The 14,359-nt window shown below is 45.6% G+C and carries 19 protein-coding genes; 12 read left to right on the top strand and 7 right to left on the bottom strand.

Annotated features, from left to right (window positions below; genetic code table 11):
• Positions 1-12: 12 nt before the first annotated feature.
• From E5S67_RS34645 to E5S67_RS01055, 5 genes are all read right to left on the bottom strand, one after another.
• Complete coding sequence (locus E5S67_RS34645; protein WP_172184665.1) at positions 13-93, bottom strand: hypothetical protein; 81 nt, start codon at positions 91-93, stop codon at positions 13-15.
• Between the two features lie 24 nt (positions 94-117).
• Positions 118-1,008 (bottom strand): hypothetical protein, encoded by an 891-nt coding sequence (locus tag E5S67_RS01070; RefSeq protein WP_246276570.1) that lies wholly within the window; start codon positions 1,006-1,008, stop codon positions 118-120.
• 302 nt (positions 1,009-1,310) lie between these two features.
• Positions 1,311-1,916 carry a DUF1517 domain-containing protein gene (locus E5S67_RS01065; protein WP_172184623.1) on the bottom strand — a complete coding sequence of 202 codons (606 nt, stop codon included), beginning with the start codon at positions 1,914-1,916 and terminating at the stop codon, positions 1,311-1,313.
• Positions 1,876-2,052, bottom strand: coding sequence for a hypothetical protein (locus tag E5S67_RS32145; RefSeq protein WP_216670113.1), 177 nt, complete (start codon positions 2,050-2,052; stop codon positions 1,876-1,878). The genes E5S67_RS01065 and E5S67_RS32145 overlap by 41 nt, the downstream gene beginning before the upstream one ends.
• A 320-nt stretch (positions 2,053-2,372) precedes the next feature.
• The gene (locus tag E5S67_RS01055) at positions 2,373-2,918 is read right to left on the bottom strand and encodes a hypothetical protein (protein ID WP_172184619.1); all 546 of its coding nucleotides are present in this window, start codon (positions 2,916-2,918) and stop codon (positions 2,373-2,375) included.
• 358 nt (positions 2,919-3,276) lie between these two features.
• Here E5S67_RS01055 and rfbB point away from each other — a divergent pair, with 358 nt between their 5' ends.
• From rfbB to hpsJ-A, 4 genes are all read left to right on the top strand, one after another.
• Positions 3,277-4,383, top strand: coding sequence for a dTDP-glucose 4,6-dehydratase (gene rfbB, locus E5S67_RS01050; RefSeq protein WP_172184617.1), 1,107 nt, complete (start codon positions 3,277-3,279; stop codon positions 4,381-4,383).
• A gap of 390 nt (positions 4,384-4,773) precedes the next feature.
• On the top strand, positions 4,774-5,625 hold the full coding sequence (gene crtA, locus E5S67_RS01045; protein WP_172184615.1) for a cyanoexosortase A: 852 nt from the start codon (positions 4,774-4,776) through the stop codon (positions 5,623-5,625).
• Positions 5,625-6,293, top strand: coding sequence for a cyanoexosortase A system-associated protein (locus E5S67_RS01040; protein WP_172184613.1), 669 nt, complete (start codon positions 5,625-5,627; stop codon positions 6,291-6,293). The genes crtA and E5S67_RS01040 overlap by 1 nt, the downstream gene beginning before the upstream one ends.
• Before the next feature lie 179 nt (positions 6,294-6,472).
• Positions 6,473-7,150, top strand: a complete 678-nt coding sequence (hpsJ-A, locus tag E5S67_RS01035; protein ID WP_172184611.1) for an HpsJ-like protein, cyanoexosortase A-associated — start codon at positions 6,473-6,475, stop codon at positions 7,148-7,150.
• 110 nt (positions 7,151-7,260) lie between these two features.
• Here hpsJ-A and E5S67_RS01030 read toward each other — a convergent pair whose 3' ends face one another.
• Together E5S67_RS01030 and rpaB are read right to left on the bottom strand one after the other, a co-directional pair.
• The gene (locus E5S67_RS01030) at positions 7,261-7,908 is read right to left on the bottom strand and encodes a cofactor assembly of complex C subunit B (RefSeq protein WP_172184609.1); all 648 of its coding nucleotides are present in this window, start codon (positions 7,906-7,908) and stop codon (positions 7,261-7,263) included.
• Positions 7,909-8,005: 97 nt separating this feature from the next.
• Positions 8,006-8,737 (bottom strand): response regulator transcription factor RpaB, encoded by a 732-nt coding sequence (gene rpaB / locus E5S67_RS01025; RefSeq protein ID WP_071587789.1) that lies wholly within the window; start codon positions 8,735-8,737, stop codon positions 8,006-8,008.
• 164 nt (positions 8,738-8,901) lie between these two features.
• Here rpaB and radA point away from each other — a divergent pair, with 164 nt between their 5' ends.
• From radA to E5S67_RS00985, 8 genes are all read left to right on the top strand, one after another.
• A complete protein-coding gene (radA, locus tag E5S67_RS01020; protein WP_172184607.1) occupies positions 8,902-10,437 on the top strand; it encodes a DNA repair protein RadA in 1,536 nt (511 codons plus the stop codon).
• Between the two features lie 45 nt (positions 10,438-10,482).
• The gene (locus tag E5S67_RS01015; protein ID WP_172184605.1) at positions 10,483-10,713 is read left to right on the top strand and encodes a type II toxin-antitoxin system Phd/YefM family antitoxin; all 231 of its coding nucleotides are present in this window, start codon (positions 10,483-10,485) and stop codon (positions 10,711-10,713) included.
• Positions 10,714-11,079: 366 nt separating this feature from the next.
• Positions 11,080-11,319, top strand: coding sequence for a DUF2283 domain-containing protein (locus E5S67_RS01010; RefSeq protein WP_172184603.1), 240 nt, complete (start codon positions 11,080-11,082; stop codon positions 11,317-11,319).
• A 60-nt stretch (positions 11,320-11,379) separates the two neighbouring features.
• Positions 11,380-12,333: a WD40 repeat domain-containing protein gene (locus tag E5S67_RS01005; protein ID WP_172184601.1), complete on the top strand. Its 954-nt coding sequence runs from the start codon at positions 11,380-11,382 to the stop codon at positions 12,331-12,333.
• An 83-nt stretch (positions 12,334-12,416) separates the two neighbouring features.
• Positions 12,417-12,638, top strand: coding sequence for a hypothetical protein (locus E5S67_RS01000; protein ID WP_172184599.1), 222 nt, complete (start codon positions 12,417-12,419; stop codon positions 12,636-12,638).
• A gap of 3 nt (positions 12,639-12,641) precedes the next feature.
• Positions 12,642-12,971, top strand: a complete 330-nt coding sequence (locus E5S67_RS00995) for a type II toxin-antitoxin system PemK/MazF family toxin (protein ID WP_015175657.1) — start codon at positions 12,642-12,644, stop codon at positions 12,969-12,971.
• Positions 12,972-13,027: 56 nt separating this feature from the next.
• Positions 13,028-13,882 (top strand): TIGR02587 family membrane protein, encoded by an 855-nt coding sequence (locus E5S67_RS00990; RefSeq protein WP_172184597.1) that lies wholly within the window; start codon positions 13,028-13,030, stop codon positions 13,880-13,882.
• Positions 13,879-14,283, top strand: coding sequence for a TIGR02588 family protein (locus E5S67_RS00985; RefSeq protein ID WP_172184595.1), 405 nt, complete (start codon positions 13,879-13,881; stop codon positions 14,281-14,283). Before E5S67_RS00990 ends, E5S67_RS00985 begins: the two co-directional genes overlap by 4 nt.
• Positions 14,284-14,359: the final 76 nt, after the last annotated feature.

The following is a 14,359-nucleotide window of genomic DNA, read 5'->3' as shown; positions in this document are numbered from 1 at the left end:
AGGCTAAATCAACTATTCCAAAGTTCTCACTCTCAATACCTGCGACGGCGTGGCATCGAGAGGAGATATAAAATCAACTTTTACCGATCTCAGTTGCTGATTTTTGCAATCTTTAACTCAGCGCCTTCTGCCACTCCCGAAAGAGCCACTCCGGCTCGGTTGACGGGAACTCCTGCCGCTACCAAAACTCGGACTCCGCCTTTGCTGCGGGGAAGTTAAGTTGGGCGATCGCCTCAAAGTGCTGCCGCCGTAACCCGAACCGGTCGATCTATTATTGGCATTTGGACGTACTGAGGGTCTTACTGGCTGGTTAGATGTGGGCGATCGCAGGCGGCCGGTAGTCCTTAAAACTTGACGGTTTCTCACCTCAGGAGGCGGAGTTCGGTAGCGAGTTTGATATTGGTTAACAGCTTGGCTGTAAGTATTGCCATAGCCGCCATATCCTGTCATAATTCCCGGCTGATAGACTGGCGGCATATAATATTGCGGTCTAAATAACAAACTGCCGATCGCCTGACCGGCTATAGCCCCAGCAAACGGCGCCCAGAAGCCAGATTGCTGTCTCACTACTACGGTTTGGGGCTGACCGGTTTGAGGGTTATTGACAGTTTCAGTCACGTTGTGAACGTACTCAATTTTAAAATCTTCTGTCAAATGCAAAACCGCTTGATTGTTATTCACATTTAGATAACTTTTCTTGCCTGCCGATATTTCTTCATCCGTTAAGCGAGCCATTTGCAAATCCGTAGTGCGGTAAACTGGCGGACTGCCGGCGGGAGTATTCAGCAACATCAAACTGTATTCACCATTCGCATCGTCGTAGGTAGCTTGCTGTACGGGATATTGACCTTGAGCCAAGTTATTGTTGGCAGCAGCAGGACGCACCGTGTTAACATTACTATTTGGAGCAGGATTGGCAGGAGGTTGTGGGGTAGGAGAACCGCAGGCGGTTGCCGTCCATAACAAAGTTAAAGCCATTAAATAAATTGTCAGTTTTCGCAGCATCATAAATAGTTATTGGTAATTAGTAAGGAAAAAGGAAGAAGCAAACAACTTCTAGCCCGGGTTCTGTGAATTGCGTGTCCTGAATCAAGGTAATTGGTAATTATCAACGACTCGATTTACATTCTATCGCTAATCCAGCTTGCAGTCAGGACTTGATTTCTTATTTATTCCCAGCTTGAGGAATTCCCTCCTCACTACAAACCTGTGTTATTTTCCCTCTTTGCCGATCGTCCGCTTGGGGTGGACATCGTTTTTGTCGGAGCGAATTCTCTTCGCCGCTTCGATCGTTGGGGTTTTTCTAGTTTTTAAAGGGGAATGAGTTCGGGGAAATTGACTAACACTTGGTCGTTGGTAAGTTCGTCACCCAACTGTGCGGGAGAAAAGTGAACTTGCACAGCTCGGAGCCTGTGCTGGTAATTTAAATTAATCATTGCTTTTAAACCGACTTTCAGCGCGCTGATGTCAGCCAGGTCAGTTTCTAGGGCAGGAATTTCGCCTTCATAAGCAACTGTCAGCATCACTACGACATTTCTAGTTACCGGCAAAGACAAGGGGGCATTTTTATCGTAAACAGATGTGCTGTATTGAGGCTCGCTGAGATAGCGCTCGGCTGAATCAGTGAAAAGTTCATCCACATAATCGCCGGCTTCGCCTTCATTCCAAAAAACATCGCCTTCATTGGCTGCTGCTTGCCAGTAGCTGTCGTACTGCAACAGGTGATTGCAAATTTCTACAAGACCTTCTCCTAAAACTGCTAGGTCGCCATCGGCATCAATTGCTTGTCTGGCGGTGCGGTTGAGAACTCCTAACAGCGGTGCAACTTCTTCGCCTGTTAGGTGAACGAACACCCGGCAAACTGCCAGTCGAGTTTTACCTGTAAATTGATTGAATCGATCGCGCCAAGCATTCATAACCTATAGTTGTAATCTGTAGGGCTATATTTCCCACCGTAGCAGGGGATTTAAACTTTTGCCGTCTACCCTCAGATTGATATGAAGAGTATTTCTGGCGATCGCCTCCGCAGCGTACTGTCTCGCTTTGAGTCATCTAATTTTATAGCAGTTTTCAATCGGATCGAATACAGTAGGGAAACAGCAGTGCCGTTTCCTGACGGGTATCTGCGATTTTTAATAATAATTGGTAAAAATTTGATAATTGTAGCAAGACTTTTTAAAATTGATATTAATTCGGCGTTCCTTTGCTTTGCCGGAATATGATATTGTTTGCGATCGATTCATTTGTCAATTGTTTGCAGTGCTTCGCGATCGCACTGACAGGAAATTGTAGGGGTAGATAATTTTACATCAAAAAACCTCCAATCTTGCAAGATTGGAGGTTTTTTGAGCGAATACTTTGGTTTGAAATAACTATTTGACGATCGCGTTTTGGACTTGTTCGATCGCAATTTCAGAACTCAACTCGGCAACTGGCGAAACTGGCAAATCCAGCTCGCCGCCTGGAGCTTCTGGGTGTTCGCGAACGGCTGCAACCGCATCTGCTGAGTCAGCAGATGCACCAGCCGCCGCCAAATCGAGCAACGCCGGAACTTCCAGGTATTCAGAAACACCTGCATCTGCGATCGGATCGATCGGCTCTTCAAAAACTTCAAAATTATCGGTCATCGCAGCGCAAGCAGCAGAGGCGTGCTTGCCGGCACGGTAGCTCATGTAGGCCGCACCGCCACCCAAAACTCCAGCCAAACCTAGGAAACCGAGAACTCCTGTTTTGTAGGATTTCCACGGATTCATTCGCTCCGAGCCGCCGGAACCTAGGAGCGTTGTCGCAGGACCTGATTTAGTCGCCCCAGATTTGCTGTAGGAACAGGGGTAAGCAGATGCGGCGTCACCGATGGCGATGCTGCTTGCGATCGCGACGACGGAAGCAATGCCAGCTAACACTTGAAACTTCTTCATGGTGTTCTGGAGATTGTAAAGGATAATTAAAAAATTAATGGTAACAGCTCTTTACAAATGTATCAACTCTGCGCGCCTTCCAAATCGCGGATCGATCGCAAATCTCAACTATAGCCTGACGCAATTCAAATTTAAAATTGCCAGCTTAAAAATCTGCAATGGTTGCTCTGTAAGCGTTTTGAGTAAAAGAACCGAAGAAGTTAAAGTATTGTGAACCAATATGCGCGATCGCGCCCAAATTAGAACATCTGAGGTGAGACAGTAGAAAATTTAGTTACAGACTGGCAAACACTTGGTGACAAACTACTTTTAAGGCTACTTTTGAAAAGGCTTAGTTATTGGAAAAACTCTTATTTTTATGACAGACAGCGGGAATCAAGGCATTGAGCGAGCCCCTCGCCGATTGTTGGTGACGGGCGGGGCTGGATTTATCGGCTCGAATTTTGTGCATCACTGGTGCAGCAGTTATCCGGGCGATCGAGTAGTCGTGCTCGACGCTTTAACCTACGCCGGAAACAGACAAACCCTGGCAACTTTGGAAGGAGGAGAAAATTTTCGGTTTGTGCAGGGGGATATTTGCGATCGTAGCCTAGTCGATACCTTGCTCAAAGAAGAAAACATCACCACAGTTGCCCACTTTGCCGCAGAATCCCACGTTGACAGGTCAATTATCGGGCCCGCAGCCTTTGTTCAAACAAACGTTGTCGGAACCTTCACGCTTTTAGAAGCCTTCCGCAAGCATTTTGAAGCAATTGATGAGCCCTCTCTCAAAGCACAAATGCGCTTTCTCCACGTTTCTACCGACGAAGTTTACGGCAGTCTCGGCCCCGATGACCCAGCCTTCACAGAAACAACTGCCTACTCGCCTAACAGTCCCTACTCAGCCTCCAAAGCTGGCAGCGACCACCTCGCCCGCGCCTATTTCCACACCTACGGCGTCCCGACAATTATCACCAACTGTTCCAACAATTACGGCCCCTATCACTTCCCAGAAAAGCTCATTCCATTAATGTGCATCAATATGCTATTGGGCAAACCGCTGCCAGTTTACGGCGACGGTCAAAACGTGCGAGATTGGCTCTATGTTCTCGACCACTGCCGCGCTTTAGATGTCGTTATCCACCGCGGCCAACCTGGGGAAACCTACAATGTTGGCGGCAACAACGAGGTAAAAAATCTCGATTTAGTAAAAATGCTGTGCCAGCTAATGGACGAATTAGCTGAGGATTTGCCCGCCCGTCCTTGCGAACAATTGATCGCATTTGTCAAAGACAGAGCCGGGCACGATCGGCGTTATGCTATTGATGCCAGCAAAATTAAAACAGAGTTAGGTTGGACTCCCTCAGTAACAGTTGAAGAAGGTTTGCGACAAACTGTGGAATGGTACTTAGCCAATCGCGAGTGGTGGGAACCCCTGCTTTCCGAGGAATATCAAACTTACTACCGGAAAGTCTACTCTAATTAATTTACTCCTGGACGCACTGGCCGCGAGAAACCGGAACGGGTAAAAACCCGGTTTTCAAGCTCAAGAGTGCGTCCAGAAAGGTTTTTGTCTTGCCTTCAAGCTTTACATTTAAACTCCTGGCGCAGAAACTGGGTTTGACGGAGGAAAATCTTTGGTGGAGTGCGATCGGTCAGAGTAAAAAAACCCGCTTGCTTTGGTATGAGCGCCTAACTTCAGATTTAATTAGGTGGAAGTAATTATCACAAAAATACACTTTTGTCAATTTTTGTGAAGATTTACTTAACAATCATCCCAAAGGCATAAATTCAAGTGTTTGTGGCGGATAATTTGTATAGAGTTACCAGATTGAGAAAGCATTTTAGAAGCTTTTAGTAAAAACAAAAAGCAGCAATGACCGAAATAAACTCGCTCAAGCACATCCAAGAACCTAAATACTGGCTGTTAGGCATCGCCTCCGGTTTGATAGTCTTACACCTAACTCTGACTTCCAGAACCAACGACACTGACCTGTTCGGTACAATGTTACTGTTTTGGGGAGTCGTAGCATTTCTCATTTGGGAAAGGCACGAATCCTTAACTTTTGAAAGCGGAATTTTCGCCAGCTTCTTTGGGTCATCGTTAATTGCTTTAATATTGCTCAAAAGTTCGTCGATATCGGGATACGACTTTTTTATCAGAGCAACGCCTTTTTTGTCTGGAATCAGTCTCGCATTGCTGGCTTCGGGAACAAAAGGACTGAAACAATATTGGCAGGAACTTCTAATTCTTGGCTATACAGCGATTCCTCCCGGGTTGATAGGAGTATTCGTTGATGTCGCCAAATTAACTGCTAAATTTTCAGCTTTCATCCTGCACTATCTAGGATTTGAAGTTGTGCGGAAAGGGGTTTTTCTAATCCTGGAAAAAGGCAGTGTAGAAGTGTATCACGGCTGTTCGGGGGTAAATGCGATGCTACAATTGTTAGGGATGGCTCTGGTTTTCTTGCTGATGTTTCCTACAACAGTTGGTCAGAAAATTGTACTGCCACTCGTGGCAATAATTATTGCATTTGTAGTGAATGCAGCGCGAGTTGCTCTCATGGCAGTCCTGGTATCGCTATCTCAACCCGCAGCATTTAAATACTGGCACGAAGGAAATGGTTCGGTAATCTTTTCGATGATTGCTGTATCTATTTTCGGGTTATTCTGCTGGTTTGCTATTTTGAAAGATCAACCCCAAAATAAGGAAGAACAGAATTGCTAATGGCTATTACCTCTTGGAAACCAGTTAGGCTTTCCCTGTTGGCTATTACTTTGGGAGCGGTTTTGTTGGTTGCCGGAAAATTAGTTTTCTATCCATCTGCCGGCAACACTCTGGCAACCCCGTTTGAGTTTCCAGAATCGGTGCCTCTAGCAGATTGGAAAATGCAAAAGAGCGCGCCGCTGAAACTTAGCGACAATTCAGAATTCAAAGCTGCCAGGAAATATGAATATCAAAAAAATAGCATGGCTCTAGAAATAGAGATGCGCTATGCGGTAAACACCATTGGGGATGTGGAAGGTATGATGAAAGGACATACTGTTCTCAAGTCGTCTCCTGCTAAACTAGCATTAGTAAACACTCAAGGCGCGGGGTTTCACGGAATTTTGCAACAGCAAAATCGACTGTATTTGAGTTCGTGTATCAATCCTAGTGGCGGTGCTACAGTCACTTCCCAACAGTTTAGATATAATCGAAATACTCGCGATTGGAACCCGAACCGCATTCTGTTTTGGTTGTTGGGTCGGGGAAATATTCAAGACCGGCGCTGTTTGTGGACTCAGATGTCTGTGCCTTTGGATAAAACAACTCCAGAAGATGCAAAAAAAATTCTAGAGAATGCTTGGGTTTCTTGGTATGAATGGTGGCAGCCGCGATTTCCCGAGCCTTGAGTCGAGTCAGTCGATTTTAGATTTTAGCTTTTAGATTTTAGATTTACTCCACAGGTGAATTTGGAAGCTTGAACAAGAGTCTAAAATTTTTGACTTTCCACGAGAAGAGTACGTGGCACGGTATCCGTTTTTGGGCGGGGTCAAGAGAGATTTTTCTTAACAACAACTCTGATTATTTTATGAATGACGTACAAGGCGAACAAGGTTTTTCTATCTACAGGCTGCGTTGGATTGGCTACGGTCTATTAATTCTGTCTGTATTAGATACGATTGCAGTTCTTATACCAGCAAATTTTGGCAATCGCGTCTGGGAATTGCAGACGATTGGGGCTGTAGTGGAACGGGTGCCAGTTCCTTTACTGGCAATGGCGCTGATATTTTTTGGAGAAGGGTACGACCGCAGAGGTTTGGAAGACCTTTTTTTGAAGGTTTTGTCTTGGGTTTGTCTGCTGCTAGGTCTGGTTTTTCTGTTAATGCTGCCTTTGGGAATTTTTGGTACTATCTACGTCAACAACCAAAACAACCAGCAAATTACTACTCAAGCAAACCAACAATTAGCTCAGTTGCAGCAGGTGGAAGAACGGCTGAATAAGGGTACTCCTGAAGATTTAAGGAATTTGGCGGGGGAACTTACCCGTTTGGGGGTACAAACGGATGCGCAAAACCCACAGCAATTGAAGGAGCAAATTCTTTCGAGAATTACTCCGGCTAAGGAACGGTTACAGACGCAAAGCGCTGCTGTTCAGTCAGGCCAGCGCTTGGGGTTATTTAAAAATGCTGTTAAGTGGCTGCTGGGCGCGCTGATTTCTAGTGTTTTGTTTTTTACTTTGTGGCGCGGTACTGATTGGGCTCGCTAGTAGTTTTGAGTTTTGAGTTGCGATTTGTGAGCTAGTAAGGTGCGCCTAGCGCACCCGGAGAGTGTTGTTGAGGAGTAAGGTGCGCAATGCGCACCCCCAAATCTCAAATCTCAAATCTCAAATCGATTCATGGTATTTTCTAGTTTGTCGGCAATCCCTTCAACCCAGTTTTCATCTTGTTTTGTGTAGCTGCGGGGCGCGTTAGCACCTAAGATTAAAACGCCTTGAGTGCCGATCGGCTGACAGATAACTCCTTGAGTATTTTCTGGCAAATAGTCAAATTCTATTCTACCAGGATAAATATTGAGATTTACTAAATAAACTGGTTTATTTTTGTCGAGGACTCGCTGCAATATCGGCCCTGGTTTAACTTCGGGATTGATGCCTAAAATGCCGCGCCGCAATAGGACTTTTCCCTGATACACAATTACGATCGACCTTGTGGCGGTATTTGTCAACAGCAAACGCGACGCCCAGGCTAATTCTATTTTTACCGCCTCCGGCAAATCCGGCGCAAATTCAAAACCTTCTTCGCCGATAAGTTTTACGGAATCCGGCGATCGCGCTTGCACCTGCTGCCACAGCAAACCTGTTAAAATCAGCAGAGCGCTGATAATTACTCCTAAAGCGTCCGATCGAGCTTGAGAATCTGTAATTTGCTCTGTCAGCAAGCGGTTTACCATTAGCAGCGTACCTGCTAACCCTCCTGCAACTAAGGGCAATTGCCGCAAAACTTTATTGGGATCAGATTTAGTCATTAGTCATCAGTCAGTAATCATTAGTCATTAGTCATTGGTAATTGGTAGTTGGTAATTTAACTAATGCCAATTGCCAACTGCCAACTGCCAACTGACTTTATCCTACTTCTCCTATTTCGACAATTCGCTGGAACAGATAGCCGGTGCCGCGGGCGGTGAGAATTAATTCGGGATTGCTGGGGTCGTCTTCCAACTTTGCCCTAAGCCGCGAGATGTGAACGTCCACTACGCGCGTGTCTACGTGGCGTTCTGGCGTGTATCCCCACACTTCCTGCAAAATTTCCGATCGCGAAAAAGGCTCTCCAGAACGGCTGACAAGCAGTTCTAACAAGCTGAATTCCATGCCCGTGAGGCGAATTCGTTCGTCGCCTTTGTAAACTTGGCGCTTGTTGGTGTCAATCCTAATATTGGTGACGTGGATGACTCCGGAACTGGGAATTCCCGATGCGCCGTTTTTGTCAACCCTCCGCAGTACCGAACGGATGCGGGCTTCGAGTTCTTTGGGAGAGAAAGGTTTGACGACGTAATCGTCGGCGCCCAATTCTAAACCGGTGATGCGATCGGCTACGTCTCCCAAAGCGGTTAGCATGATGATGGGTACGTCTGACTCTTTGCGCAACTCCTGACAGACGCCGTAACCGTCTAGCTTTGGCATCATCACGTCCAAAACCACTAAGTCGGGTTCGGTGTTGCGAAATGTTTCGAGAGCTTCTTCGCCGTCAGCAGCGGTGACGACATCGTAGCCAATCATGGAAAGGCGAGTCTCCAGAATGCGGCGGATACTGGCTTCGTCATCGACTACCAGAATTTTTTCTTTATGGTTTTCCAAGTTACCGAGCACTCCTTAAGTTACATTTCAGATAATGTTAATTTTTTGTACCCTATCATAGAAGACACAAATTGAATCATGTGTGGGGAGCGGTCTGAAAGCTTGATAATTGCTTTAACTCAGACTTTTCTAAATGTTAGGGTGACTATTTATCATAGTAAACAATGCCTAAGCCTCGAATACAATATATTTGTCGGGAATGCGGGTATGATTCACCACAATATTTTGGCAGGTGTCCTAGCTGTCAGAAGTGGGATTCTTTTGACGAGCAGGTAGAAAAACCTACTGCTGGTGTGCCGCGGGCTGGTTTAACAGGGGTGACAACTAAGACAGTGGGCGGTTCGCCTCCTGATAAGTCGAAGGGTCAAGCAAGGGTATCTTTCAGATTATCGCAGATTGCTGACCAAACTCAGTCTCGCTGGCCTTCGGGTTACGGGGAGCTCGATCGAGTTTTGGGAGGCGGGATTGTTCCGGGCTCGCTGGTGTTGATTGGCGGGGAACCGGGTATCGGGAAATCGACGCTGCTGTTGCAGGTGGCGAATATGTTGGCGCGCAAGGATCGGATACTGTATGTCAGTGCGGAGGAGTCCGGCCAGCAGGTGAAGTTGCGATCGCAGCGTTTGGGCGTGGCTAATCCGGTTGAATTGTCAAGCAACGGCGGGCATAAATCTGGCAGCAACGGAGAAGCTAAAAAGGATTCCGAGGACAATTCAGCGGAGAATTTCTATTTGCTTCCAGAGACGGATTTAGAAGTTGTTTTGCGGGAGTTGGAAGCGCTGAAACCGAATGTGGCGGTGATTGACAGCATCCAAACTATTTATTTTGCTAGTTTAACATCGGCTCCGGGTTCGGTGGCTCAGGTGCGGGAATGTACTTCGGCTTTGATGCAGGTTGCGAAAAGGGAAAATATTACTTTATTTATTGTCGGTCACGTTACTAAAGATGGAGCTTTGGCGGGGCCGAGGGTTTTGGAACATTTGGTAGATACTGTACTTTATTTTGAGGGCGATCGCTTTGCTTCTCACCGACTTTTGCGATCGATGAAAAACCGTTTCGGCGCGACTCACGAAATGGGTGTTTTTGAAATGGTAGCACACGGTTTGCGAGAAGTAGATAATCCGTCGGAGTTGTTTTTAGGGAATAGAGATGAATTTTCTCCGGGTACTTCGACGACTGTTACTTGCGAAGGAACTCGACCGATTTTAGTAGAAATTCAGGCGTTAGTGAGCCCTGCAAGTTTCGGTTCGCCGCGCCGCACTACTACTGGTGTGGACAATGCTAGATTGCAGCAAATTTTAGCTGTTTTGGAGAAAAGGGTGGGGATTCCTTTATCTAAATTAGATGTGATTTTGGCGACGGTGGGCGGGTTGAAGGTGGACGAACCGGCGGCGGATTTGTCAGTTGCGATCGCCGTTGTGGCCAGTTTTCGCGATCGGGTAATCGATGCGCGCACTGTTTTGCTCGGAGAAGTGGGTTTGGGGGGACAGGTGCGGCCCGTTTCCCAATTAGAATTGCGGCTGAGGGAAGCGGCGAAATTGGGTTTCAAAAGGGCGATTATTCCTAAGAATCAACCGGTGCCGGAGTTGGGGATGGAGATTATTCCGGTGGCGAAGGTAATCGATGCAATTATTGCAGCGATTCCGGCTACTCCCGCTCAGTTGCAGTCGGTTGATTTGGAGGAAGAGGATTTGTTTAATTGAGTTAGAATGGTGATGTTATAAATTGATAGTAAGGAGGCACGAATTATGTATCAAGTAGACATTATTGAAACCAAAGAAAAGCTTCTGGAATTAATCGAAGCGGCGAGGAGAGGTGAAGAAGTGGCGATTACTCAAGATAACCAGCCTGTTGTAAAATTGGTAGGAATACCCAAACAAGCTAAACCCTATCGGCAAGCAGGAAGTGCCAAAGGAATGGTTTGGATGTCCGATGATTTTGACGAACCGCTAGAAGAGTTTAAGGAGTACAAGGAATGAGGTTGTTGTTGGACACTCATGCCTTTATTTTGATGCTTATGTGCGCGTGTTGTGAATTAAGTTAGTTTAAAAATAAAGAGGTAAAAAGGAGGTAATCGCAACGTGAGCGTTAGATTACATCCCATGCTCAAGCACGATTGATTAAGCGAGGTGCAACTGAGGCAGAATTAATTGCTACGGTAGAAAGTGGCACAACTTTTCCGGCTCAATTGGGCAGAACCGGATTTAGGCGTAACTTTTCCTTCAATGCTGAGTGGCAGGGAAAAGTTTATGCTATGAAGAAAGTAGAGGCGATCGCAGCGTCAGAAGGCGAAGACTGGATCATGATCGCTGTAATTGTCAATTTTTTTTTAGCAGGAGGTTCCCGTGAAACTGACTTACGATCCGAGATACAACGTAGCTTATATATACCTGCCAGAAAAAACCGCACAGGTAAACACTATCCAGGTTAGCGATCGAATGAATGTGGATATTGCCCCAGACGGTACTATTTATGGAATTGAATTACTAAATGCCAATCAACAATTAGGGGCAGATAGTCAAGGAAAACTGATTGTTGTCAACGAAGCTTTAGGAGAATCTTCCGAGATTCAGCTTGCACTTTAATGGCATTGAAAACAATCAGTAAAAATGTGGTTGCTGGATGAATGCTAGGAGTAATATCAAATGCTTCAAACTAACTGGCAATGCGTACACACCCTTCATGGACATTCATGTTCGGTAACTTCTGTTGTCATCACTCCAGACGGACAGACTGTAGTTAGCGGAAGTGCTGACAGCACAATTAAACTGTGGAATCTCAAGACTGGGCAAGAAATTACTAATTTAGCAGGACATTCACATGGAGTTACATCCATTGCCATCAGCCCTGACGGACAAACTCTTGCTAGTGGCAGTAAAGACACAACTATCAAGGTTTGGAATCTCAGCACTAAAGAGGAAATTTACACCATCACCGGACATTCAGACATAATTACTTCTGTAGTTATCAGCCCCGACGGGAAGACTCTGGCAAGTGCCAGTGAAGACGCAACTATCAAACTTTGGAACTTTAGCAATGGGGAAGAAATTCGGACTTTAAAGTGGCAAGTAGAAGTATTTTATAGTTTGGAGATTTTATTCAGCCCTGACGGAAAGATTCTACTTAGTAGCAGTGCAGATGATTATGTTTCTCTAAGTGCAGTAGCTTTTAATTTAACCACTGGAGATGAAATCTGGACAAAGAATTGGCAGGAGGGTATGGACTCTGTTTATGCCATCGCTGTTAGCCCCGATGGAGAAACTTTTGCGACTTTGCACTGTGTGGGAACTATTAAGCTGTGGAATCTCTACACGGGAATAGAAATCTATACTCTTGCGGAAAATTCAATGGGGGACTTCTGCTTAGCTTTTAGCCCGGATGGCAAAATTATCGCAACTGGTGGGTGGGATTCTGACACCGAAGATGATAGTAACGAACCCGGAACTATCGAACTTTGGAATCTTGAGGCTAGAGAGAAAATTTGCAGTCTCTTGGGGCATTCATGGGGAGTTTACTCTGTGGCTTTTAGCGCTGATGGGCAGACTCTAGTTAGTGGCAGTGATGAGAGTACGGTCAAGATTTGGCAAAGAGATTTATGATCGTGGGAGTTTTTTTATAACTCAAGGAATTAGAAAGTAAATCACAAACTGAATAATGTTGTAAAAAAATCGACCTAAAAATTATGAAAGCATACGAGTTTCCAGCAAAAGTCACAGATGAAGGGAAAATAGAATTTCCCGATACCCTCTTAAAATACTTGGCAGCTAACCAAGAAGTCAGAGTTATTGTTCTGGTGCAAGAACCAACTGACACAGAAGAGGAAAACGCTGCTTGGCAGATCCTTGCTGCTGAGCAGTTATTGGCTGGCTACAGCGAGGAAGATGCTATCTACGACAATATTTGAAATATGCCAAATTATCAATCAGGAGAAGTTCTCTTACTGGCACTACCTTTTGCCGATGTAACAACATCAAAACTCCGTCCTGTTCTGGTACTTTTGGATGCAGGAGATGAAGATATTGTTGTTGCACGAGTGACAAGTCAAACAACTAGGACTGTTTTTGATGTTGAGATTGTAGAATGGGAGCAGGCAGGTTTGTTGCGTTCGTCAGTGGTTCGGCTGCATAAGGTGAACACAATAGAAAAGCGTTTGGTCAATCGTCGATTGGGAATTTTAACCGCTAGCGACTGGACGCAAGTTAGAGAAAGAATACAACAAATATGGTATTCTATTTGAGCAGGTTTAAAAAAATATTTACTTGCCCAATTTTTGAGGTGCGTTTTCACTAAAAAATGAACAAATCAAAAAGACGCAAAAATCAGTGGTCAAATGAATTAAACGACATCATTCGAGGTGCATCGGGCGGCTTTTTATTCGGAATTCCGCTGCTTTATACGATGGAGGTTTGGTGGATCGGTTCGTATACTACACCAGCGGAAATGTCGATCGCGATCGCAACTACTTGTATCGCCGTTTTCTTGCTGACTCGCACTGAAGGTTTTCGCAAAACTAAAGGCATCCGCTGGCTAGAAGCTGCAATCGATAGCGTAGAAGCAATCGCTATCGGCATTGTTTGTGCGGCTTTTGTCCTGTTTTTGCTCAGGGAAATTACGCCGGAGACTCCGCTGCAAGAAACTTTGGGTAAAATCATCTTTGAAGGCCTGCCGTTTGCCTTGGGAGTGGCCCTAGCAAGGGGTTTCTTGAGTGGCGATCGCTATCAAAGTTCAGACAGCGAAAAGGAACCTACCATTAATCCAACTTTAGCAGATATCGGCGCTACTTTAATCGGCGCGACTATCATTGCTTTCAGTATCGCCCCAACTGACGAAATTCCCATGCTAGCGGCAGCGATTTCGCCGCCTTGGCAATTAGCAATTATCGCCGCTTCGCTGCTCATTTCTTACGGTATTGTATTTGTAGCAGGCTTTACTTATCAAGCCAAAAGACAGCACCAGCAAGGGATTTTTCAGCGTCCCCTCAGCGAAACTGTCATGGCGTATTTAGTGTCGCTGGTGGCTTCTGCATTTATGATGTTTTTCTTCCACAAACTCAGTTTTGACGACCCGTGGTCGATGTGGTTGAGCTATACGTTAGTATTGGGATTGCCGGCGACTATTGGCGGCGCGGCGGGGAGGTTGGCGGTATGAGTGAAAGTAATAATGAACAGCAAAAAAAAAGAACTCCTGCTGAATGGGTGACATTTGCGATCGCCTGCTTAATCCTTTTTACCCTCACCGGGCTCGTACTCTACAACTGGGTGACTAAAAAGCAGGAACCTCCGATTATTTCTGTCACTCGGAACACGCCTATTCGCGAAACTCAAGGCCAATTTTACGTACCGTTTACAGTGACAAACACTGGAGGCGAAACAGCCGAATTAGTGCAAATTATTGCCGAACTTCGCGTCAACGGCGAAGTCTTGGAATCCGGCGACCAGCAAATTGATTTTTTGTCAAGCGGCGAAACTCAAGAAGGAGCTTTTATTTTCAGCCGCGACCCCAGTCAAGGTGAGTTAATTGTGCGATCGAGCAGTTATAAACTACCTTAGTAGTGCTAAATAAGTAATAATACATCAGTGCTATGTACAAAATAGCACATAGCACCGATGTGATTTTCTAGCGATT

The organism is Microcoleus asticus IPMA8, from assembly GCF_013179805.1.
Classification (GTDB): domain Bacteria; phylum Cyanobacteriota; class Cyanobacteriia; order Cyanobacteriales; family Microcoleaceae; genus Microcoleus; species Microcoleus asticus.
Note: the sequence above shows the minus strand (reverse complement) of the source record. Positions and strands in the feature narration are given on the sequence as shown.